Origin of the sequence: Larkinella soli (assembly GCF_003703975.1) — a bacterium.
Taxonomy (GTDB): Bacteria; Bacteroidota; Bacteroidia; order Cytophagales; family Spirosomataceae; genus Larkinella; species Larkinella soli.
Genome location: NZ_QTJY01000014.1, coordinates 48,418 through 71,812, shown reverse-complemented (window position 1 = coordinate 71,812; position 23,395 = coordinate 48,418). Strand labels below are relative to the sequence as shown.

The 23,395-nt window shown below is 58.8% G+C and carries 20 protein-coding genes and 1 riboswitch; of the genes, 11 read left to right on the top strand and 9 right to left on the bottom strand.

All coding sequences use genetic code 11. From position 1 onward, the window contains the following. Positions 1-12: 12 nt before the first annotated feature. The 6 genes from DX909_RS21960 to DX909_RS21935 form a co-directional block, all read right to left on the bottom strand. A complete protein-coding gene (locus tag DX909_RS21960) occupies positions 13-819 on the bottom strand; it encodes a mycofactocin-coupled SDR family oxidoreductase (protein WP_128547377.1) in 807 nt (268 codons plus the stop codon). A 52-nt stretch (positions 820-871) separates the two neighbouring features. Next, positions 872-1,414 carry a carboxymuconolactone decarboxylase family protein gene (locus DX909_RS21955; RefSeq protein ID WP_128547376.1) on the bottom strand — a complete coding sequence of 181 codons (543 nt, stop codon included), beginning with the start codon at positions 1,412-1,414 and terminating at the stop codon, positions 872-874. A gap of 4 nt (positions 1,415-1,418) precedes the next feature. Further along, on the bottom strand, positions 1,419-2,573 hold the full coding sequence (locus DX909_RS21950; protein ID WP_128547375.1) for a methionine aminotransferase: 1,155 nt from the start codon (positions 2,571-2,573) through the stop codon (positions 1,419-1,421). A gap of 171 nt (positions 2,574-2,744) precedes the next feature. After that, positions 2,745-2,847, top strand: a riboswitch (SAM riboswitch). 155 nt (positions 2,848-3,002) lie between these two features. Beyond that, on the bottom strand, positions 3,003-3,221 hold the full coding sequence (locus DX909_RS21945; RefSeq protein ID WP_128547374.1) for a hypothetical protein: 219 nt from the start codon (positions 3,219-3,221) through the stop codon (positions 3,003-3,005). A 190-nt stretch (positions 3,222-3,411) separates the two neighbouring features. Continuing rightward, entirely contained in the window at positions 3,412-3,633 is a 222-nt protein-coding gene (locus tag DX909_RS21940; RefSeq protein WP_128547373.1) for a hypothetical protein, read from the bottom strand. A 115-nt stretch (positions 3,634-3,748) separates the two neighbouring features. After that, positions 3,749-4,510, bottom strand: coding sequence for an HAD family hydrolase (locus tag DX909_RS21935; RefSeq protein WP_128547372.1), 762 nt, complete (start codon positions 4,508-4,510; stop codon positions 3,749-3,751). 340 nt (positions 4,511-4,850) lie between these two features. Between DX909_RS21935 and DX909_RS21930 the strand changes: the two genes are divergently transcribed. The 9 genes from DX909_RS21930 (at position 4,851) to DX909_RS21890 (ending at position 17,291) form a co-directional block, all read left to right on the top strand. Further along, complete coding sequence (locus tag DX909_RS21930) at positions 4,851-5,438, top strand: helix-turn-helix domain-containing protein (RefSeq protein ID WP_128547371.1); 588 nt, start codon at positions 4,851-4,853, stop codon at positions 5,436-5,438. A gap of 76 nt (positions 5,439-5,514) precedes the next feature. Next, on the top strand, positions 5,515-6,663 hold the full coding sequence (locus DX909_RS21925; protein WP_128547370.1) for a TIGR03364 family FAD-dependent oxidoreductase: 1,149 nt from the start codon (positions 5,515-5,517) through the stop codon (positions 6,661-6,663). Positions 6,664-6,696: 33 nt separating this feature from the next. Beyond that, positions 6,697-7,782, top strand: coding sequence for an alkaline phosphatase family protein (locus DX909_RS21920; protein ID WP_128547369.1), 1,086 nt, complete (start codon positions 6,697-6,699; stop codon positions 7,780-7,782). A gap of 100 nt (positions 7,783-7,882) precedes the next feature. Then, positions 7,883-8,566 carry an MCP four helix bundle domain-containing protein gene (locus tag DX909_RS21915; protein ID WP_128547368.1) on the top strand — a complete coding sequence of 228 codons (684 nt, stop codon included), beginning with the start codon at positions 7,883-7,885 and terminating at the stop codon, positions 8,564-8,566. A gap of 276 nt (positions 8,567-8,842) precedes the next feature. Beyond that, positions 8,843-9,490: a response regulator transcription factor gene (locus DX909_RS21910; protein WP_128547367.1), complete on the top strand. Its 648-nt coding sequence runs from the start codon at positions 8,843-8,845 to the stop codon at positions 9,488-9,490. 12 nt (positions 9,491-9,502) lie between these two features. Next, positions 9,503-11,275, top strand: coding sequence for a tetratricopeptide repeat-containing sensor histidine kinase (locus DX909_RS21905; protein WP_128547366.1), 1,773 nt, complete (start codon positions 9,503-9,505; stop codon positions 11,273-11,275). Between the two features lie 114 nt (positions 11,276-11,389). Beyond that, complete coding sequence (locus tag DX909_RS21900) at positions 11,390-14,587, top strand: SusC/RagA family TonB-linked outer membrane protein (RefSeq protein ID WP_229311148.1); 3,198 nt, start codon at positions 11,390-11,392, stop codon at positions 14,585-14,587. A 19-nt stretch (positions 14,588-14,606) separates the two neighbouring features. Further along, positions 14,607-16,178 (top strand): RagB/SusD family nutrient uptake outer membrane protein, encoded by a 1,572-nt coding sequence (locus tag DX909_RS21895; RefSeq protein ID WP_128547364.1) that lies wholly within the window; start codon positions 14,607-14,609, stop codon positions 16,176-16,178. A gap of 18 nt (positions 16,179-16,196) precedes the next feature. Next, positions 16,197-17,291 carry an IPT/TIG domain-containing protein gene (locus tag DX909_RS21890; protein WP_128547363.1) on the top strand — a complete coding sequence of 365 codons (1,095 nt, stop codon included), beginning with the start codon at positions 16,197-16,199 and terminating at the stop codon, positions 17,289-17,291. A 76-nt stretch (positions 17,292-17,367) separates the two neighbouring features. Here the strand turns inward: DX909_RS21890 and DX909_RS21885 are convergent, their stop codons facing one another. The 3 genes from DX909_RS21885 to DX909_RS21875 form a co-directional block, all read right to left on the bottom strand. Beyond that, positions 17,368-19,446, bottom strand: a complete 2,079-nt coding sequence (locus DX909_RS21885; protein ID WP_128547362.1) for a tetratricopeptide repeat protein — start codon at positions 19,444-19,446, stop codon at positions 17,368-17,370. A gap of 205 nt (positions 19,447-19,651) precedes the next feature. Next, a complete protein-coding gene (locus DX909_RS21880) occupies positions 19,652-20,596 on the bottom strand; it encodes a Vgb family protein (protein WP_128547361.1) in 945 nt (314 codons plus the stop codon). Positions 20,597-20,681: 85 nt separating this feature from the next. Continuing rightward, complete coding sequence (locus DX909_RS21875; protein WP_128547360.1) at positions 20,682-21,152, bottom strand: hypothetical protein; 471 nt, start codon at positions 21,150-21,152, stop codon at positions 20,682-20,684. 186 nt (positions 21,153-21,338) lie between these two features. Here DX909_RS21875 and DX909_RS21870 point away from each other — a divergent pair, with 186 nt between their 5' ends. Both DX909_RS21870 and DX909_RS21865 read left to right on the top strand, forming a co-directional pair. After that, complete coding sequence (locus tag DX909_RS21870; protein ID WP_128547359.1) at positions 21,339-22,433, top strand: acyltransferase family protein; 1,095 nt, start codon at positions 21,339-21,341, stop codon at positions 22,431-22,433. A gap of 177 nt (positions 22,434-22,610) precedes the next feature. Further along, a complete protein-coding gene (locus DX909_RS21865) occupies positions 22,611-23,270 on the top strand; it encodes a DUF3455 domain-containing protein (RefSeq protein ID WP_128547358.1) in 660 nt (219 codons plus the stop codon). Positions 23,271-23,395: the final 125 nt, after the last annotated feature.

Below are 23,395 nucleotides of genomic sequence, written 5' to 3'. Positions count from 1 at the left end.
GAATGATAAAACTTAGCGGGTCAGCAGGCCGGCATCCAGCACGAACTGCGACCCTGTCACATAGCGGGCCTTGTCGGACGCCAGAAACAGGACCATGGCCGAGACGTCTTCCGGCTCCACCCAGGGCACCGGCAGCAGATTCCCGGCCGAGCGTTCGGCAATTTCCTGTGGGGTAGCGCCTTCGAGGGCCGCCAGTCCGTCGTTCATCGGGGTGTTGACGCCGGTGGGATGGATGGAATTGACCCGGATGTTATAAGGCGCCAGTTCGATGGCCCAGGACTTGGTCAGGCCGACCAGCCCCCATTTCGACGCGGCATAGTGGCTGAGCCGGTTCATGCCGCGCAGCCCCGCAATGGAGGAATTGTTGATGATGACGCCCGATTGCTGCGCCATCATGAGCGGAATGATGCGCCGGGCCACCAGCCAGGCCCCTTTCAGGTTGATGTCGAGCATGGCGTCCCATTCCTCCTCCGGCAGTTCATGGACGAGGCCGTAGGCGCAGATGCCGGCATTGTTGAACAAAATGTCGATGGTGCCGAACTCCGCCGTGGCCGCTTCGACCGCCCGGCGGATGTCCTCGTCCCGGCGAACGTCGCCCTGGGCCGTCAGGCAGCGGACGTTTCGCGCTTCGCATTCCCGGCGGAGCGAATCCAGTTCCGTTTCCGAGCCGAGGGTATAGCCTGGGTAGGAGAGCGGTTTGGCAATATCGAAGGCGACGATATGCACTCCCTCCCCGGCCAGAGCCAGCGCCACCGCCCGCCCCTGTCCGTGAGCTGCCCCCGTAATGAAAGCCACCTTGTTTTTCAGATCGTTCGTCATAACCAATCAGATTAAATTCCTCAACTCTCCAACTCCCAAACACCCCAACCCTTTAACTCTCCATCTCCTTCGCCAGATACGGCTGCAGATACTCGTCGATTTCTACTTCGAGGGCATTGTTGAAGATATTGGTGGCGATCATCTGGCCGGCGAAGGCCACCAGCACCACGATCTGCTCGTCGGTGTAATCCTTCCGGATGCGTTCGAACAGGCCGTCGGGCACCTCGCCCCGGTTCAGGGCCATGTGGCTTCCGAAATCGAGCAGGAGCTGTTCGGGTTCCGTCACCTGAAGGTCTTCGGGCTTCTCGCCGTTGTCGATGATGATGCGCCGGAAGAAGGTCGTGCAGAGCGGGCAGTTCGACCCGAGTGAGATGGCGTGGGCGAAGAGATAGGCCGGGCGTCGGCCGACGATGGTTTTCACCTCCTCATACAGCGGATACCACTGCATATAGATCAGGAACGCCGGCAGCGAGCGGCCCAGCGTGGCTTTCATGTTGGTGATGCGGCTGCCCGGATAGTCGGCAACGTGCCGGTCGTAGGCGGCCTGAACCTCGGGCGGAGCCTGGTCCCGGCGGAGGGGCTGAATGCGTGGCATAGAATTATAGTTTGCTGAGCCGCTCACCGGCCCGTTTCAGGATGTCGTCGTCTTTAGCGAAGCAGAAACGCAGGATGCGGTAGTCGTTCTGCCCGTGGTAAAATACCGAAACCGGGATGGAAGCCACGCCGATTTCCTTCGTCAGCCGGATCGCCAGTTCGTAGTCGGACCCGTCGGTGATATCGGCGTAGGAAACGTTCTGAAAAAACGTCCCCTGCGTCGGCGCGAACCGAAACCGCGAGGCCCCGATACTTTCCAGAAACAAATTCCGCTTCCGTTCATAGAAGGCCGGCAGCGATAAGTAATGTTCCGGTTCGCGGAGGTAGTCGGCCAGGGCGTGCTGCACCGGGGTGATGGTGCTGAACGTCAGGAACTGGTGAACTTTGCGGAACTCGACCGTCAGCTCCGGGGGAGCGAGGCAGTAGCCCACTTTCCAGCCCGTAATGTGAAAGGTCTTGCCGAAGGAGCCGCAGACGAAGGTTCTCTCCCGCAGAGTAGGGTGCGTCATCAGGGAGATGTGCGGGCGACCGTCGAAGGTAATGTGTTCGTAGACCTCGTCGGCCACCAGCATGATGTCGCGGTCGCGGACGAGGGCGGCCAGCCGGTCGAGGTCGTCCTGCGTCCAGACGCGCCCGGTGGGGTTATGCGGGGTATTGACGACCATCAGCCGGGTTTTGTCGGTGATCCGGCCGGCCACCTGCGCCCAGTCGACGGCATACTCCGGCGGGGTCAGGGTGACGTAGACCGGCACCCCGCCGTTCAGTTCGACGGCCGGGGCATAGCTGTCGTAGGCCGGTTCGAACAGGATGACCTCATCGCCCGGCCGGACTACCGCCGTGATGGCCGCAAACAGGGCCTCGGTGGCGCCGGAGGTGATCGTGATCCCGGTATCAGGGTCGTAGGCGACGCCGTAGAGGTCGGCGGTTTTCCGGCCCAGCACTTCCCGCAGGGCCGGAACGCCCGGCATCGGCGCATACTGGTTATAGCCGCCCCGCAGGTATTTCACTACCTGTTCCTGAAGCCGGGGTGAACAGTCGAAGCCGGGAAAGCCCTGTGAAAGGTTGATCGCGTCGTGCTCGGCGGCCAGCCGCGACATGACCGTGAAGATGGTGGTACCGACGGCCGGTAGTTTCGAGCCGATGGTGGGCAATCGTTGCATTCAGATCCGGTTAAAAACTGCCGACTAAATTATTCCTTAAGCCGATACGTCGGTCAAATGGGGTAATAAAATATTTATTCTATAAATAATATAGATTAAATTTGGAAATAAGAATTTCGTGCTTCATTTTTGCATCGTTATCTCAATTACTTCTCTTCTGTGAGTAGTTGTGATTTATACCGAAAGGGGGAGAGACCGGCTCTGTGAACCCTTAGCAACTTACCGCAAGGTGTTAGTGCTAACCGGCCTAAAACTATTTTAGGACCTATAAATTAACAACAACCATGATCAACAAAGCATCTTATCAGCGCTGCGATCCCGATCAGGACTGGCATCTCGTACCCGTTGTGGTCTGCCGGCCGGCTCGCTAATCATCCTGTTCACCGGAGGGAAAACCAACTGTGCTGAAGCCGGTTGGTTTTCTGTTTTTCAGGGGTTTTGCGGTGGCTGTTTCCGCAAAAAAATTTTCAGGGACGGAAATCCGGCGGGGGTATCGCCTTCGGCGGCAAACTGTTCGGCCCGGCGGTCGATGAGTTCCGGCAGCGGGGCCGAACACTCCCGGGCGATGAGCGCGTGCGTATCCGTGTGAAGCGTGTCGGCCGTTTTCAGGGTGGCCCCGGCCTCCACCAGAAGCGCCAGACACGCCATGGCCGGAGCCTTGTTTCCGGTCCGGACGGCCTGTAGGGCGGCAAAATCGAGCAGGGTGATGGGTTCGTTGCCGCTTTCGTTGAGCCGGGGCCGAAGGGGCAGCAGCCGTTTTTCAAGCCGGGCCGTATCGCCCGCCAGAATGGCGGCTGCGGCTTCCTGCCGGGGTGCATCGGGGAAGTAAAACGTACCGTCAAGCCGGCCTTCTTCGGCTTTGCCGGAGGGAGAAGATACCCGAAACCCCCTGAAACAGACCGATGCCGAGCGGGGCGGTCAAAACCGCCAGCAGGTAAGCGACCGCCATGCCCTTTCCGGCGGCATCCGTCCCGGACCGGTCCAGCGTCAGCCACCCGTACGTCAGCAGAACGGCGTAAAGCCCGATGAGCGACCAGTTGAGTACCGTTATGGCTTTCATGTCCGGAAGGTAGACGCTTCACGGCCGGAAAGCCAGCGCGAACCGGCAGCAGGAGAGGGAAACCCGGTAGTTATCGAAAAATGAACGGTGAACTGCGAAAGCGGCTGAATGAGAGTTAGTTCGAAATTGCCTGCGTCCGATTTTCCGGCAGGATCAGATTCCGTTCCGCCAGAAAAGCCGGCAATTCCCGCAGCGAGCCGATCAGGCCGTCGCTGTCGTATGGCCGCAACTGGTCGGCGGTATGGGTGCCGTTCGTGATGCCGAGGCTCAGCCGGACGCCTGCCCGGCGGCCCGATTCCAGATCGGAGGGCGTATCGCCGAGGTTGACCACGGCCTGCGGGTCCGAAATGCCCAGCGTTTCCATGACTCTGAAAATCAGGTCCGGGGCCGGTCGGCCCTGCGCCACCTCGTCGCTGGCGACCGACAACTGAATCAGGCTCTCGGGCGTGCCCCGGTACTGGTCGTCCAGCCCGGCGTTCCAGCCCAGGCGTTCCAGGATGATGTTCGTGACTTTGCGGTAAAAGCCGGTCGTCAGGGCGATGGCGATGCCCTGCTCGCGGAGCAGGCGGAAGGTGTCGAGGCAGCCTTCGGTGGGTTCGACGGACTGGGTCCGATAGTGATTCTCCAGAATGTCACGGAATACCGCGTAGGAATGATCGACCCGCTCCGGGATCGACGGGTCACCGGCACCGAGCTGCTCGGTCCAGAGTGTTTCGAAAACAAACCGCTTGGCCCAGCCCTGGACGGCGGTAATGCGTTCGCCGGAAACGATCAGGCCGGTTTGCCGGGCGGCTTCAGCAAAACAGCCTTCTACCTCCTTCCGGTCACGCACGGTGGTGCCGGCCATATCGAAAATCACCAGTTGAATCAACGACATAATGCTCTGTCCTGCTTATTCAGATTGCATAAACTGACTACAAAATTAAACTGTGCTGAACTTTTATTAACTAATACTGAAATAAAATTTTTGCGAAAAGCGTCCGGCACACGCTAACACAGGCTTTACATCCGGTTCCGGCTGCCCCCGAACGTTATAAAAAGCGAAAGGTAGGGAAAAGGACCGGCTGAACGAACCGAAAGGGATCTATCCGCTCATCGGAAGCGGGGTCGGGATTTGATGGCTGATATGTTGATATTTGCCGCCGGACTGATGACCTTTGGAAATCCGCTTGAACGAATTGGACCAACCGACCTTAAAAAGTACCGATCGAATGATAATGCAGGAAGAAATCGCAATGCAGATCAGTCAGCGATTGCGTGAAATTCGGAAAAGTAAAAAAGTTACCCTCGATGAACTGGCCCGACGGGCCGATGTCAGCAAAAGTCTGATTTCCCAGATCGAAAACAACCGCACGATTCCTTCCCTGCTGGTGCTGATCTGCCTCATCCAGTCTCTGGATATGGACATCAACGAATTTTTCAGGGACATCGGGGACATGGCCGCCGACCCGAAGGTGATCGTCCGCAGGCGGGCCGACTACAAGGATTTTGAAAAGGAGCCGACGAAGGGGTTCCGCTACCAGCGCGTGCTGGCAAAGGGCATTGCCGGCCATCCGGTCGATTTCGTGCTGCTGGAGCTGCAGCCGGGCGCCGACCGGCCCCGGCTGATCCGGACCGACGCCTTCGAATTCAAATACGTCATCACCGGCCGGGTTGAATATACCATCGGAACGGAGACCTTCCTGCTGGAAACCGGCGACTCCATTTTCTTCGACGCCGTACTGCCGCATAAACCCCGTAATCCGGGCACTGAACCCGCCCTGATGCTGATCGTTTATTTTTTTCGCGAAACCGCCAATCGGTAAGTTAATAAATACTTAACGGTGTTTATTATTAATTAAACATCCGGCGGCTAATTTTGGGTTAATTTTCAACTTGAACATGACGTACGATCTGATTGTGGTCGGTGGCGGTATCGTCGGGACGTTCCACGCTTACCATGCCGCCGTTCGGGGACTGAAGGTGCTGCTGCTGGAGAAAGATGCGCAGCCGCACCAGGCGACGGTCCGCAATTTCGGTCAGATCGTTCCGTCGGGGATGAGCGGCCGCTGGTTTGCCTACGGTCGGCGGGGGCTGGAGATCTATGGACAGATTCAGCAGGAATTCGACCTCTCGCTCCGGCGGAACGGCTCGGTCTACATCGCTTCGGACGAGGACGAACAGACGCTGCTGCACGAGGTCAAGGCCCGTTTCGACGCCGAATCGTACGCATCCGAACTGCTGACGGCCGACCGGCTGCTCGAACGTTATCCGGTGATCCGGCGGTCGTACGCCCGGGAGGCTCTGTTTTTTCCGCAGGAGCTGAGCGCCGAACCGAATCAGTTCATTCACCGGCTGCATCAGTACATGGCCGGGCGGTTTCCGAATCTGACGCTTCAGTTCCGGACCGCCGTGGTGGGTTGTGATCCTTCGGAAAGCCATGTGACCGTCCGAAGCACCGCCGGCGAAACCTGGCAGGCCGGGAAGGTGATCGTCTGCGGGGGCGGGGAGTTCCGGCTGCTGTTTCCGAACGTGTTCCGCACCAGCGGGATCATCACGTCCAAACTCCAGATGATGCGGACCGTGGCCCTGCCCGACCTGCCGCTGGAAGGTAACATCCTGACGGGTCTGACCATCCGCCGGTATGAGTCTTTTACTCAGTGCCCCTCCTACGGCCGGATCCGGACGCCGGAACCTCTGGAGGAACTGAAGCGCTGGGGCATTCATATCCTGTTCAAGAAAGCCGTCGACGGCTCGGTCATCATCGGCGATTCGCACGAATATGCGTCGGTGGACGAGGTCGAGTCGCTGGGGTATCACACCAATGCGCACCTGAACGAACTGATGCTCCGGGAAGCCCAGCGCATCGTGACGTTCGACGTCCGGGCGTTGTCCGAAACCTGGTCGGGTTTCTATCCCCAGCACGGCGACCACGACGTTTATGAACACGACATCGGGAACAGCATTCACATCCGTACGGCCATCGGCGGGAAAGGAATGACCGGAAGCTGCGGTTACGCGGAAGAGGTCATCGCCACCCTGTTTGGATAAATACCACCTTTCATCCTTCACTTTTTTTACGCTATGAAACTCATTTTCTGGCTGTCGGGGATGCTTTTGTCCCTCCCGACCCTAGCGCAGCAGCCCGCGCAGAACCTGATTCTGATCACCCTCGACGGGGTTCGCTGGCAGGAGGTATTCAACGGGGCGGATTCGACGCTGCTGTTCGATCCGGTCTTCTCGCGCGACACGGCCGCGGCCCGCAAACAGTTCTGGGCGCCCACGCCCGAGGCCCGGCGGCAGCTGCTCCTGCCGTTTCTGTGGAACATGACGGCTAAAGAGGGCCAGCTCTACGGCAACCGGCAGCGCGGCAGCCGCGTCAACGTCTCGAACCCGTTCTGGTTCAGCTACCCGGGTTACAACGAAATCCTGTCCGGCTATGCCGACGAGCGCATCAACTCCAACGATAAGAAGGACAACCCGAACACCACGGTGCTGGAGTTCCTGAACAACCAGCCGGCCTACCGGGGCAAAGTGGCGGTGTTTTCGTCCTGGGATGTGATCGAAGCGGCCGTCAACGAGGAGAAAACCGGCATTCCGGCCAGCTCGGCCAACGAACCGACGCACCCGGTTTCGGCCGTCGACTCGCTTCTGAGCGACATGACTTCTCTGGTTCCCAACGAGTTCGGCAACGGCGTCCGGAGCGACTACCTGACCTATTTCTCCGCGCGTTCTTACCTGAAGCGGCAAAAACCGAAAGTGCTGTTTCTATCCTACGACGAACCCGACGACCTGGCCCACGCCGGCCGATACCACGATCACCTGCGCCAGCTCCGGATGATCGATACATGGATGGCCGATCTCTGGAAGCTGATCCAGTCGATGCCCGAATATGCCGGGAAGACGGCGATTCTCGTCACCACCGACCACGGCCGGGGTCACACGCCCAAGGCCCGCTGGAAGGACCACGGCACCAAAACCCCCGATTCGTACCAGATGTGGCTGGCGGCTTTCGGAGCCGGGGTGGCACCCACCGGAGAGCAGTCGGGCGGCCCTGTGCTTTATCAGAACCAGGTGGCGGCTACGATGGCGAAGCTGCTCGGGTTCGACTTCAAATGCGAACACCCCGTCGGGCCGGCCGTGACGGCGGTATTAAAAACCAGCCGGTAGAAAGGTTCTGAGGGACGGAATGTAGTTTATTTATGATATTTTCGTTATATTAAATACATAACGGGTCCGGCGATTCGGGCCGTCATAAATAGCGACACCCATGAAATGGTCATTCATCATCCAGCAGAAGCTGATAGCGTCCCTGCTGTTAACCGGGATCATGCTGCTGATCATTCTCAGCACGATTATTTCCCGAAGCAACATACGCGATATCGATAAATCTTTTTCCTCCATCTACAGCGACCGGCTGGTGCCGGCCACCGGCATCGTCTACCTCAGCGAAAACCTCTACGACAAGCGGCTCCTGCTCGAAAAGCACCTGCTGGCCGGTCAGGGAAGCTCGTCGGCGGACGTCAGAAGGCAGCTTCGGCTGCACGACCAGCGCATCGACTCGCTGGTCCGGGCGTTTGAGAAAACGTTTCTGGTGGCCGAGGAGTCCCGGAGTCTGCGGGAGTTCAAGGTCTGGACGCGGGCCTATGCGACGCTTGAGCAGGACATTCTCCGTCTCAGCGATGCCGGCGACCCCGGGGCGGGCAACCGCCTGTTCGATGCGGAGAGCGCCGACGTGTTCCGGCTGGCCATCGGGCGGCTGAACGACCTGACCCGCATTCAGTCGGTCGTCGGCAGCGAACTGGTTCGGGAGAGCCGCAGCGAGTCGTCGGTTTTCAACCTGATTTCCCTGTTGCAGATCTCCGTGGCCGTCGTGATCGGGGCTATTGTGATGGGCTTGATTCATAATTCCAAAATGATCAACCAGGACAATCGGCCGTATCACTTCAACTGATCTTCACGTGCTTGAGATGAAAAAAGGGGCCGCCGGCCCCTTTTTTCATGGGCTGAAAATATTTTATTGCCGGACAATTTCCGGGAATGGATTTTCATGGATTAATGTTGACATTTTAATACGGAGCGGGAAGATTCGAGGGGTCCTGGGCAGTGGACGGACGGGTTAGGGTATACCCTAAATTATTCCGGAGTCGGGTTTTCACTATTTCATCTCCAACCTGATTAGTCCTAATTTTGCTAAACAATATTCAATTTAAGGAACGCACCCAACGAAATGATCCGGGTATTGATAGCCGACGACCATAATGTGTTTGTCGAGGGGATTGAGTCGCTGATATCAGGATCGTCAGAAATGGAAGTGGCCGAGCGGTGTTATACGGTCACGTCGGTGGTCGAGTGTCTGGGCCGGATGCCGATCGACGTGGTGCTGCTCGACATTTCGTTTCCTCAGATTCAGGACGGTCTGAGTCTTTGTGAATACATCACCCGCCATTATCCGGCAACGAGGGTAGTGGCGCTGACGATGCACGACGACGCCAGTCTGATCAAGCGGGTGGTGAAGAAAGGGGCCAGGGGATTTTTATTGAAAAATACGACCAAGACGGAGCTGTTGCAGGCCATCCGGACCGTACACGGCGAAAAGCCGTATTTCAACGAGGTGATCACCAACATTCTGCTGCATGACGAGCCGCGTACGCGGAAGCCGGTGAATGGAGCGGGCCTGAAACCCAACCTGACGCCCCGGGAAACCGAAGTGCTGGCCCTCATCGCTCAGGGAATGACGACGCAGCAGATGGCCACGCAGCTGTTCGTCAGTGTGAAGGCGGTCGAATTTCACCGGAGCAGCCTGCTGATGAAATTTGGGGTGCCGAATACCGCCCTGCTCGTCAAAACCGCGATGGAAATGCGCGTCATCGATTGATATAACGTATCCATGAAGCCTTGCCTTTCTTTTCCGGAAATCAGGAACCTGGGAGTGGTTTTGCTCCTCGGGCTGGCCGTTCTTTTCCCGGGTGTTCAGGCCCGACCCGCCGACCCGGCGATCGACAGCCTGAAAACCCGTATCCAGCACCTGACGCAGGAGAAGAACTACGGGGCTCTGGCGCAGGCCTACGAGCGGCTGGGCTGGCTCTATCATCAGCGTTACGGATACAATAAGTATACGCTCGATTCTTTTTTCAACGGCCTGAAATCGTATACCCTGGCGGGTGACTCGCTCGGGTATTTTTCCGCCTACATCGCCATCGGTGACTATTACACGCACGATTCGTTCATGCTGCCGTATGCCGGAAAATACCTGAATAAGGCTCTGGCTTACTTCGAGCGGACGCGCAACATGCCGAAGGTGATCGAATGTCGGCTCGGGCTGGCCAACATCGCCCAGAAAAAGGAACCGCTGCCTAAAAGTCTCTTTACCGAGCTGCGGACCATCGAACGGCTGAGCGTCCAGTATAAGGAAAGCTATTTTCAGGCCTATGCCCTCAACCTGCTGGCAAACACCTACGCCCGCAGCAAACAGCCGGATTCGGCCCAGTACTTCGCCCGGCGGAGTCTGGCGCTGGCCGAAGGGCTGAAAGTCAACTGGCTCATCAGCCTCAACCATTTTTACCTCGGCATTGCCGAGCAGTTCAAAAATCATTCGAAGGAAGCCCTCGAAGCCTACCGGAAAAGCTACCGGCTGGCCGAATCGGAAAACAACGTCGCCATGCTGCGGGAGTTGTCCAAACACTCCGCCGACAGCTACTTCCGCATGGGCGATTACAAAAACGCCTACCTGACCTCCCTCAGGACGCTCGACTTCGCCAACCGGTTTTACGATTCGGAGCAGACGAAGAGCATCCGGCTTCAGGAACTCGACAGCCAGATCAAAACCCTGGCCGTGGAGAAGCAGCTGGCCGAGGAGCAGGGCCGTCATCAGCAGATCCTGAACTCGGCGCTGGTCGGCGGGCTGATTCTCAGCGTGCTGGGGGTCGTGACGCTCGTCTATCTCCGGCGGCAGCAGAAACTGATCGCCCACCAGCAGTCGGTAATTGCCCAGCAGCAGATCCGCCAGCTCGAAATGAAATCGCTGCAGGCGATGATCGAAGGGCAGGAGGGCGAACGCAGCCGCATCGCCCGCGACCTCCATGACGGCCTGGGCATCCAGCTGTCGCGCATCAAACTGTTCGTTGAAGCGCATCAGGAGCAGCTGCCCCTGTCGGTGAAGGAGCCGCTGAACCAGTTTCTGGATGAAGCCTGTACGGAGACGCGCCTGATTTCCAACGACCTGCGCCCTTATGCCCTGTCGCACTTCGGACTGATTCCGGCCCTGGAAGACCTGGTGCAGAAGCTGAACCTGGTGAACCAGACCGAACTGGTGCTGGAGCATTACGGCGAGCTGCCGGCGCTGCAGGACGAAGCCTCGGTAATGGTGTACCGCGTCATTCAGGAGTTGCTGAACAACGCCCTCAAACACGCGCAGGCCGACACGATTACCATCCAGATCATGAATAACGACGAAACCACCCTGATCAGCGTCGACGACGACGGCCGGGGGGGCGACTTCTCCGAACACCCGGACCACGGCAACGGCATCGCCAACATCAAAACCCGCATCGACTACCTCGGCGGGCAGGTGATGTGGCAGAGCGAACCGGGAAAAGGCACGTCCGTCATGATCTCCCTGCCCACGCAGAAATTAATGAAACCCACATCGTTTGTTGCATAAAATCCCGGCTTGAGGAAAGCCGAAAAGCCGGAAAGAAAGAACATAATCTACCTGATCTATTATTTAACTCAACCTCTAATTATGATCAAGAAAGTCCTAACAGGGCTCTTTGTCATGAGCTGCTGGACAACCCTCCTCGCTCAGGACAAAACGATTGGCAGATCAGGGCCGGAAACCACCGGGCCTGCGCTGGCAACCATAAAACAACCTTCGGTCGGTGCAGTAACGCAGCCTGCTCCGAAAGGAGTGGTCAGAGGGGTAGTGTCCGATGAAAAGGGAAGCGGCCTGCCCGGTGCGACGGTGTCGGTGAAGGGCACGCAGACCGGCACGACCACCGACGCCGAAGGGCGGTTTACGATCAATATGCCGGCGGGTACCAGCGTACTCGTGGTATCGTTCATCGGGATGAAAACCCAGGAAGTTGAAGTCGGCACCCGGACCACCCTGAACATCACGCTCCAGACCGGCGACCAGTCGCTGGATGAAGTCGTCGTGATCGGGTACGGGACGGCGAAACGCTCGGACGTAACTTCTTCCATCACGACCCTGAAGGCCTCCGAACTGAAAGATATTCCGGTGGCCGGGGTCGACCAGCTGCTTCAGGGAAAGGCGGCCGGGGTGACGGTCACCAGCAACGGTGGTCAGCCGGGCGGTGGCGTCTCGGTGAAAGTGCGCGGAGTGACCTCCATCAACAGCAACGACCCGCTGTTCGTGATCGACGGCGTGCCGTTTGTTGGCGGTAACACCTCCTCCAGCTCCGGTTATGCGGGCCTGGGCGGTGGCGACGGGCAGACCGGCAACAGCGTCATGGCAATGCTGAACCCGAACGACATCGAGAGCATCGACGTGCTGAAAGACGCTTCGGCGCAGGCCATCTACGGCTCGCAGGCGGCCAACGGGGTCATCCTGATCACGACCAAGAAAGGCAAACAGGGCGAAGGAAAAATCAACTACGAAACGTATTTCGGCGTGTCGGAAGTGGCCAAACGGCTCGACCTGATGAACCTGCGGGAATTTGCGCAGTATCAGAACGAGGTGCTTCCGCTCATCGGCAACCCGGTGGCTCCGGAGTTCAAAGACCCGTCGATTCTGGGTACCGGTACCGACTGGCAGGAAGCCATGTTCCGGCACGGTAAAATTCAGAACCACCAGCTGAGCTTCTCGGGCGGGCGGGAGAAAACCACCTATTATTTTTCGCTCAACTACTTCGACAACACCGGGATCCTGCTGGGGTCGGACTTCAAACGGTATTCGACCCGCTTCAGCCTCGACAACCAGCTGAAAAGCTGGGCCAAGGTCGGTCTGAGCGCCAACGTATCCCGCAGCATCCAGAACGTTTCGCTGGCCGATGCGGCCGAAGGAACCATCTGGTGGGGCGCCGTGACGAGTCCGCTCGTGCCGGTGAAAAACCTGGACGGCTCCTGGGGCGGTGGACAAACCGTCGGCGGGGTGCAGTACAGCAACTCCAACCTCGTCGGGAACAGCCAGTACCGGGGCAACACCAAGACGTCGAACAACGTCTTCGGGAACGCCTACCTGGAACTCGAATTCCTGAAGGGGCTGACGCTGCGGAACGAACTGTCCTACTCGCTGGGCCAGGACAACAACGTGGCCTTTCAGAAAGCCGGGAACGTCGGTGGTACGTCGTTCCGGAGCAAACTGATCGACTCGCGTTCCGACAGTTACTACTACTCGATTACGAACTACCTGAACTACAACAAGTGGGTCAACAAGCACGGGATTCAGCTGACGGCGGGTCACCAGGCGCAGTCGTCCTACTACCAGTCGATGTCGGGAACGAAAGTGGACCTTCAGGCCAACATCTTCGACCTGAACACCGGCAGCTCCGACCAGACGACCTGGGGACTGAGTGGCGGCAAAGGCCACTGGGCAATGGAATCCTGGTTTGCGCGGGCCAACTATACCTACGACGAGCGGTATTCGGTATCGGCCAGCTTCCGCGCCGACGGTTCGTCGAACTTCGGCCCGAACAACCGCTGGGGCTACTTCCCGGGCGTGTCGCTCGGCTGGACGGCCACCAACGAGAAGTTCCTGAAAGACAAGGCCATCACGAACGTGATGAACTACCTGAAAGTGCGCGTCGGTTACGGGGCCGTCGGGAACCAGAACTTCCCGGGCGGAGCGCCCAACCCGGCCTATGTGGGGGCGGTGCAGTTCTTCTCCGGCCCGGTCGGTTTCGGCTCGTCCAACATGATCAACGGGATTCCGAACCCGAACCTGAAGTGGGAGTCGGTGAAGACGACCAACGCCGGGATCGACGTCGGCTTCCTGAACGGCCGCATCGACGCGACGATCGACGTGTATAAGAAAGTGACGTCCGACATGATCATCTTCCTGACCGGCCCGAACCTGATCGGGGTGGGCGACCAGTGGGACGACCTGAAAGCGCCCCTCGGCAACGCCGGCCAGATGACCAATACCGGGGTGGACATCGGCATCACGTCGACCAACATCCGGAAGGGCGACCTGACCTGGAAGACCAACCTCGTGTTCACGCACTTCAAAAACACCTACGACAAGGCGGCCAGCGCGGCATCGGCTCTCGACGGCAAGGTGTATTACAACAACTACCTGGTCACTCACACGACCCCCGGCAAACCGGTCGGTTCGTTCTGGGGGCTGGTGACCGACGGGCTTTACCGCTCGCAGGAAGAACTGGCCGCCGGCGTGCCGCAGTTCGGCTACAAGGTGAATCAGAACGAAACCTGGCTGGGCGACATCCGGTTCCGGGACATCAACAACGACGGGAAGGTGGACGCGCAGGATATGACCTTCATCGGCAGCCCGCTCCCGAAATTCACCTGGGGTCTGACCAACACGCTGAACTACCGGGATTTCGACTTCTCGCTGTTCTTTCAGGGAAGCCAGGGCGCCAAGGCGTTCAACTTCCTGCGCTGGCAGCTCGAAGGGCTGAACAACGCCTGGTCGAACCAGATGAAGACGGTCGTCGACCGGTACTCGGATACGAACCCGGACGGCAGCCTGCCGCGCTTCACGACCACCAACAAAAACAACACCGCCATGTCGGACCGGTATGTGGAGGATGCGTCGTACTGGCGCGTGCAGAACATCACGCTGGGCTACCGCCTGCCGAAGGCCATCCTGGGCAAGATCAGAGCGGGTAACCTGCGGGTCTACGGGTCGATTCAGAACCTGAAAACCTTCACGAAGTACTCGGGCTATGACCCCGAAATCGGCGCCTTCAACAACAGCATCAAGCTGATGAACGTCGATATGGGCCACTACCCGAACCCGCGGACCTTTACCGTCGGTGCCAATCTTCAGTTCTAAATTCCTGAAAGAAAAGACCATGAATAAGAAATTCATTTATGCGGCCCTGCTGCTGCCGGCCCTGGCGCTGACCTCCTGCAAGGAGGAATTCATCGACCGGCCGTCTTTGTCGGGTACCACAACCGGTAACTATTACAACAACGCGGAGGAGGTCCGGGCGGCCACCAGCACGCTCTATAGCGGCCTTCCCTGGCGGAACTACGAAAGCCGGGCGCAGGACGCCATCGGCGACGTCATGTCGGGGAACATGTTCACCTACACCGACGTGGAATATCTGAACTTTACGGTGTCGTCGGCTTCCGAACGGATCGGGGCGGCCTGGGGCGCTTTTTACAAGATCATCGGCTACGCCAACGTGATGATCAAGACCTTCGAGGAGAAGAAAGCCGCCGGCGGGGGGGCCGCCTACCTCGACCCGGCCATCGCCGAGTGTCATTTCATCCGGGGGACGCTGTATTTCTACATCGCCCGGACCTGGGGCGCTGCGCCGATCATCACCGACCCGGGTGCGACGGCCCTGTCCGGTAACTTCAACATTCCGCGCTATCTGCAGAAAGACGTGCTGCGGTTTGCGCTGGAAGAACTCCAGCTGGCTGAAGCCGGTCTGCCCGAATCCGACGAGCCGGGCCGCCTGACCAAATACTCAGCCAAGGGAATGATGGCGAAGCTGTACCTGTATAACAAGGACTACGCCAACGCCAAAGCCAAAGCGCAGGAGGTGATCCAGTCGGGCAAATACAGCCTCGTGGCCGATTATGCCGGGATGTTCACGAAAATGAGCATGAACAACAACCCCGAGTCGCTGTTCTCGATCCAGCACCAGCTGGCGCAGGACCCCTGGGGAACCGGTAACATCAAGAACCCGGACCGGGGCGCATCCGCCCTCCGGACGGCCGAAGCCGATGCCTGGGAGATGTACATCCCCTCGCTCGACCTGCTGAAGGAATATGAATTCGGTGACCTCCGCCGGAAGTGGTCCGTAATGGAACACGGCTGGACCAACCCGAACTGGAAACCGCAGCGCGTCAACGCACCGAAGTACAACGCCTTCATGGCCGGCGGCTTCAAATACGATACGATCCAGCCGACGGAAGACGGCGGCAGCAAAAGCCCCACCCGGTCTAACATCGTCAAGTATTTCGCCGGCCCGGGCAAGAGCTTCGGCAGCGACCCCGTCCTGGGCCAGAATTCCGGGAACAACGTGGTGCTGCTCCGTTACGCCGACATTCTGCTGATTTACGCCGAGGCCGTTCTGGGTGATGCCGCTTCGACCGCCGACGCCGGCGCGCTGGATGCCGTCAACAAGGTGCGGGCCCGCGCCGGCCTGGGGCCGAAAACCAGCCTCACGAAGAACGACATCCTGCACGAACGCCGGGTCGAGTTCGCTTTCGAGGGCGATTACTGGTATGACATCCAGCGTCAGGGTTTTGCCAAAGCGAAAGCCATCATCGAGAAGCAGAACCGGGGTACGGTGACGGGCGCCAGCTACATCACCACCTTCACCGAAGACAAGATGTTCCTGCCGATTCCGGCCGGGGAGATCATTCAGGACCCCGAGCTGGGCAAAGACCCCGTACCGTATTACAAGTAATTATCTCTTTGCAAACCGATGACGACCAATAAATTCAAGCAAATAGCAGGACTTTCATTTCTGACGCTTTTCGCCGGGCTGACCATCAGTTCCTGTACGAAGGATACCGACGGCCGCCCTCAGATCGAACCCGGTAACCCGACGGTCTCCAGCATCCTGCCCGACTCGGCCGCCGGCGGAGCCGTCGTGACCATCCAGGGCAGCGGCCTGGGCGATATGCGCACCATCGTATTCGAAAAGCAGGGCGTTCCGGCCGGGTTCCAGCCGACCCTGAATTCCGAAAACGCCCTGATCTTCCGCGTGCCGGAGGATGCTTCGGGCGGACAGCAGAACATCACGTTCACCAACAGCGCCGGCCAGTCGGTTTCCGTACCGTTCCGCGTGCTGGCCTATCCGTCGGTCACCGACGCTTCGAACTTCAACTTCACGAAGGGCACCGAGATTACGCTGACGGGCAACAACTTCGACGACGTGACGGCCGTCATGCTGTCGGACTCGGTCAAAGGTATTGCCGATGCCGCTACCATCGTGTCGAAAGAGAAGAAGAAGCTGGTGATCAAAATGCCGGATTCGAAACTGAACCGGGGCACGCTGGTCATCACCAACAGCACCGGCCGGCTTCGGACGAAGCAGGAGTTCATCAACATTGCCAACGCCTACGCCGTCTTCACGGATGCGTACGGGACCGGGTTCCAGGACGGCTCCTGGGGCGATGCGGCTGCCGTGACGACCAAAGAAGCCAGAACCGGGACGGCCTCCATCGGAAAGACCTACCAGAAAGGCAACTGGCACCTGATCGGGCTGGCCAACTGGTCGGCCTCGGCCCTGACGTATTCGAAGGACTATACCTACGTGACGGGCTGGATCAAAGGCGGCTCGGCCGACTACTCGCTCTACCTGACCACCGACGCGGGCAAGGCCGGTTTCGGCGACTTCGTGGCGACCAACAAGATCGACGTTAAAGCCGGCACCTGGACCTACTTCAAGTTCAACCTGGCCGACATCGACTTCTGGCTGCCCGGCAAGACGCTGAAGCAGATCGGTTTCCGGATTCAGGGACCGGACAAGCAGGATGAAACGTTTTATTTCGACGACATCCTGCTGGTCAAATAATTCAGTACCTGTTGATTAAGAACGAAAACCCGGCTTCTGAGGAAGCCGGGTTTTTCTTTTGGAGGCATAAAGCCGGTTATTCGAGGCCCGGATTCCGTAGGGGCGGCACCCGGCGGGGGTCCTGGGTCTTCAGTTGCTGAATGTGGCCCGTCAACAGCGGTTTCAGCTCGTCGGTCGGAACATACCGCTGCGCCAGCTCGAAGGCGTGAACCGCCTTCTGCCGCTCGCCTTTCAGGGCATAGAGGTTGCCCAGCTCCCAGTCCATAAAAAAGACCTTTGGATTGAGGGCGACGGACTCGGCCAGCAGCCGGATTGCCTTCGCGGTATCCGGTCTGGCATCGATGAACAGGGCTTTGTAGGCCTGACCGGAAAGCCAGTTGGCGCGGACATCCGGCAGGCGGAAGGTTCCCTTGTAAACGAGCAGATTCCCCATCCGGGCCACCGGCTTCGCCTTCAGGAAGGCTTTTTCCCCGGTTCCGTACAGGCTGGGAGCCAGGCCGCCGGAAGGCAGAAAGAACGTCCCGGTCACCCGGTCGGAGGCATACCGGATACTGTCGCGGGCGGGGTCTTCGCCGACCCAGTGCATCCGGTATTTTTCCCGCTCGGCCCGGGCCATACCGTACCAGATGAACGGAATTTCGCCGGTCGGTTCGATATGTGTCCGGTAATAGCGGATCAGCTCGCCCGACCGCTGCTGGAGATCGACGCCTTCATCGCTGAAATAGCGGTAACTGCCCTCCGGTCCGCCCGCCAGCTCGTTGAAGTACTCCCAGGGCCGAACCACCGGCAGCGCCGAAACCAGAGCCGCCGTTCCCATCACCGCCACCCCGGCCTGCTTCGCCCGGGATCGTCCATTCACGACGTAGACCACCGCCATTGCGCCCAGAACCGCCAGCAGGGGCAATACCGCCAGCGCGTGCCGCACCCCGCCGTAGGTGGAGCCGGTTGCCAGGGCCAGCCAGAACAGACCCGCCAGCAGACCCAGCCCGGCCAGCGGAACGGCAGCGGACCGGGGCAGACGGCCCGTCAGCAGCAGCGCCAAGCCCGCCAGCGTCAGCAGCAAAAGACCGATCGGCAGCTTGACGGCCCAGATGCCGGGCGTGTAGTAAAAGGGTGCGCGGCTGTAATACAGCCTTCCGAACGCGTAGATCGAGGCCGCCCGGCCTTCCACCCCCGCCCGGATGGTGTCGGCCAGTCCCCAGAGGTAGGAAGCCGGCAGCAGATGGCCGTCGGCCAGGGCATGCAGCACGGTTTTCATAACCGGCGAGCGTATATCCTCGATTTTGGTGTTCAGCGGGCGGTTGAAAAATTCGCCTTCCTGCACACTGTCGCGGTAGCGGAAACCGTAGAAACCCCACAGCACCACCACTGCGCCGACTCCCACAAGGCCGACCAGCGCCAGCCGTTTCATCCGGACGGCCGGGGCGCCGGGCTGAAAAACCGCCATACCGACACCGAGCAGAACGACCCCCACGGCCGTAATCACCGCCGAATGCTTGCTCGCCAGGGCCAGTCCCAGACAGGCGGTGGCGAGCAGCAGGTCGCCGGGGCGCCAGGACCGGAAAGCCGCCACGGCCGCCAGAACGGCCAGCGCCGAACTGAGGGCGACGGGCAGGTCGGTCATCACCACCGGCAGGTGGGCGGCCACCGTGGGGTCGAGGAGCAGGTAGGCCAGGGTGCCGAGGGCGACGGCCCCGCCCAGCAGCCGGCGAACCAGCAGGGTCAGGCCGAGGAGGAGCAGGCCGTTGAGCGTAAACATCGCAAGCCGGGCCTGCCGCTGCACCGCATCCGGGTTGTTGTTGAGGTAGACGTCCTGTTCGGCAAACTTGCGTTCGGCATTCTTATCGTTCAGCGGCTTCAGCGGGCTGGTTTTAAAACCGTTTTGCAGAACGACCGCGCCCACCCAGAGCTTGGTCAGGGGCGGATGCTCCGGGTTGATGCGGAAGGAGCCGGTTTCGACGTAGGAAGCCCCGGCCATGATGTGATAAGCCTCGTCGAAGGTGAAGCTGTCGAGCCGGGTGGCCCGGTCGGAACGAAAAATACCGCCGGCCAGCAACAGGATCGTTAAAACCCGGAAAGTCAGCGGGTGATGTCGTAGAGAGACGAAACGGGAAGGCAAAGCGCGGGCTGCGCCGGTTCGGGCCGGAGAAATCATGGTTGGTTAAGAAATCAGGTAGATGAAATGAAATTGAAATACTGGGTCAGGGAGAGTAAGATATTCAGAATCAGGGCGGAAACGCTGATGTTTTTATTGAAAGGCAGGTGAGTCTGAGGCAGCGTCGAGCAAACGGAAGGGGATGGAATAAAAAAGCATGACCGCATTCTCGCGGTCATGCTTTTTGAGAATAAATCCGGGCGGTTCAGGGGATGGCGACCCGCGAAACGGTGAAGGGCAACACCGGGGGCGTCGGTCCGGACCGCCGGTTGAGCTGCCCGTTGACGACCAGAAAATAGTTGCCCGCTTTGGCGAGGGTGGTATTGAACAGCAGATTTTCGCCGAAACCGGCCCCGACGGTGCCGTTCAGGTAGTCGTTGCTGAGCGTTACCGGAAAAATCAGGTTAGTCGCGTTCCGGGAGACGTACAGGATGTTGTTCTCCAGCCATAGGCCGTCGCCGGAGTTGACCGGCGTATTGAGCGTAATTTCGGAGATAGCTTTACTGGCTGTATCGATCCGGTACAGCTTCCCGGAGGAGGAAACCACCAGGATCAGGTATTTGCTGTCGGGCGTCAGTTCGATTCCGTTGGCGTTGACGCCCGGAGAGGTGTAGGGAATCTGCGCGTTCGTAAACGTCAGCCAGCGCTCGATGTCGCCGGGCGTCGAAGCGGCCACATCGGTGCGGTAGATCTGCTGGTTCTGGGAGTCGGTGAAATACACGTAGTTCTCGTCCAGAATGCAGTCGTTAATGAAGCCGGTCGGGGAGAAGGAGGCCAGGTCCCAGCTTTTGAGCAGCGAGCCGTCCGGGTTGAGCACGTAGATTTTGTTCGTGGCTCCCCCGCAGACCCACAGGCGGCCTTTGGCGTCTAGTTTCAGGCCGGTGGCGGCCGTCCGGCCCTGGGCCGCTCCGGGCGCGAACAGGCTGCCGGCGCCGGTCTGGACATCCACTTTTACGATGTCGCCGTTGGCGACGCTTCCGGTGTAAAAGACGCCCTGCTTCGGATCATAGGCGATGCCTTCCGGAAAGAAGGTGTTGCCCGGGAGGGTGTAACTGGCTTGCCGGACTTCAATCCCGTCCACATGATCATCCAGAGTACAGGCGTTGCAAAGCGCTGCCAGCAGCAGCACGGAGCTCAGAATTCGGTTCATACGTCGTAGAGTTAGCGATACAACTTATGTAACCGATGTTTCACGAAAGCGTTTCCGGGAAGAGAAGATTCCTATGGTGTAGCACTTACTCCCGAACCCGGAGGTAAGTTTCGGTGATGACCCGGTCGATGCCCAGGTTGGCTACTTTTTCAACCCCGGTCTGAATCAGCGTATCTCCTTTAATCGCCACCGTGAAATCGAATTTATTGCCTTCCCACTGGCGGTCGTTGCAATACTCCAGAAATTCGGTGTAGGCGTTGCCGGCCAGTTTATAGGAACCTCCGCCCGCCACGAAGACGGCCGCCGTATCCTTCCCTTTGACGAGGTCATGCCGGAGAAACGAAAAATGGGTATCGTTGATGATCTTGATGGTTTTCTCATTCTTCCGGTAATCCGTAAAAAGCGTATCGCCCTTCTCGACGGTCCGGCCGGAGATCAGTTCCCAGGTGCCTTTGAGCGGCAGCGCTTCGGAAGTCTGGGTTTCGGATTTGGTCTGGCAGGCAAGCAGGACGACCGGCATGAGAAAAGCGCAGAGGTAGGCGGCACGAAGCGGCATGATGGTTAGGAAGTTAAAGGGTAGGTGAAATAAACCGTAATGTTAAGTGAAAAAGAAACGCTCTGTATACGCTATATTGGAATTCCGGAAGTACCAGTAAAAAACAGAGGCAGCTTTTTCTTTTCTCCGGCCACCTGGCCTACCTATCGATGAAGTGGGCCTGAAGAAGCATTCATACCCGCATTGATGAGCAGTAAAACACTGAATCCGGAGGTTCTGAATCCCAAAGGGCATTTCGTCATTCTGGATGGACTGCGTGGCGTGGCGGCCCTGGCGATTGTGGTTTTCCATTTCATGGAATGGGTCTTTCCGGACCCGAAGCACAATTTCATCGGTCACGGTTTTTTAGCCGTCGACTTCTTTTTCTGCCTATCCGGCTTTGTGATCGGCTACGCCTATGACGACCGCATAAGGCAGATGGGAGCCGGGGCGTTTTTTGTCTCCCGGCTGATCCGGCTGCATCCTCTGGTCATCTTAGGGTCGGTATTGGGCCTGCTCGGCTTTCTCTTCGATCCCATCATGAACCAGGCCGGGGCCTATTCTCCGCGAAACCTCCTGCCGATCTTTCTGTGTTCCCTGTTCCTGATCCCCTTTCCGGTTATGAAAGAGCGGGCCTTCAACCTGTTCGGTTTCAATGCACCCGCCTGGTCGCTGTTCTGGGAGTATGTGGCCAACGTGGTTTACGCGCTGGTTCTGTGCCGGATCGGCCTTCGTACGCTGCTGGTTCTGACGGTCATGGCCGCAGCCGGAATCGTGTGGGTCAGCTACCGGGCCGGTAACCTGCTGGGCGGCTGGAACGGGGAGAATTTCTGGGACGGTGGCGTCCGGGTTTCCTACTCGTTTCTGATGGGGCTGCTGATCTTCCGGTCGAACGGGATCATTAAAAACCGGCTGGGTTTCATCGGGCTTAGCGTCTTGCTGTCGCTGGCCTTTTTCATGCCTCACTTTCGCTGGAACTGGCTGGCCGAAGCCGGGGTGGTGCTCCTGTTTTTTCCGCTGGTGGTCAGTCTGGGTACCGGCTCCAGTCTGTCGCCCGGGCTGAAAAAGGTGTGCGAGTTGTCGGGGAATCTTTCCTACCCGCTCTATATGACCCATTATGCCTTCATCTGGATCTTCGGGAATTACCTCACCACCTATAAACCCGGACTCCGGGAACTGGCCCTCGTCATTATCGCCGGAACTCTCTTCCTGATCGGTTTCGCCTACGTAGCCATGCGGGTTTACGACACGCCGGTCAGAAATTACCTGACGACCAAAAGAAAGCGACGGCTGCGGCTATAGTCTCCTCCTCCCAGTTGCCTTCTCCCGGCTGCCGGGCCGGTGAGCAGGGCCGTTTGCCCTAAAAATCACGGAGATCCGTGACGGAGAATCGTGGATTTCGGTGATTTTTTCGTGGCCCTGCGTGTGGAATTTTGCATCCCACAATGGATGATGAACATTCAAAACCAATTCCACACCATGAAACGAGTAACACGAAGTATTAAAAACGAACCGGCCACCGGTTCAGGAGCAGTAGTGCGGTTCCTGGGTCGTTTCTTCGGCATCAGTCTGGTTCTGGCCCTAACGATGGTTTCCTGCACGGACCACCCGGAACCCGAGGGCGATCGGCCGTCTCTCCACCTTGCCGCCAGCGAGCAAATGGTCATCCCGGCCGGGGTCGATCTGCCGCCGAACCAGCCGAACGGGAACAGCCGGGTAGCTACGTATTTTGCGCGGGGTGTGCAGAAATACAAGGCGCGGGAGAAGCCGGGCAGCGGCCCGGTGACCTATGAGTGGGTGTTTGTGGCGCCGGAGGCCGATCTGTACGATGCCACGAATGCCAAAATCGGTACCCACTTCGCCGGGCCCTCGTGGCAGTTGGCCGGCCCGAACGCCCTGATCGTCGCGCAGGCCTATGCCCCGCCCAAAACGGCCAGTAAAGATGCGAACAGCATCGACTGGTTACTGCTGATGCCCAAAGCCGGAACCACCCCGACCGGGATTTTTCAGGAAGTGGATTATATTCAGCGCATTGCCACCACGGGCGGAAAAGCGCCGGCCACCCCGCCGGCGAGCGCGACCGAAACCGTCGACGTTCCCTACACGGCCGTATACCGGTTTTCTAAGATCAATCCCTGAGCAAGAGCCTGTTCTGAATACCGGAAAGCTGCGGGGCATGAACACGAGTTACGAACGTGTTCATGCCCCGCAGCTTTCCTTTTTAAAATTATTTTCAACTGAGATGTAGTTTTCGGGTATTCCCC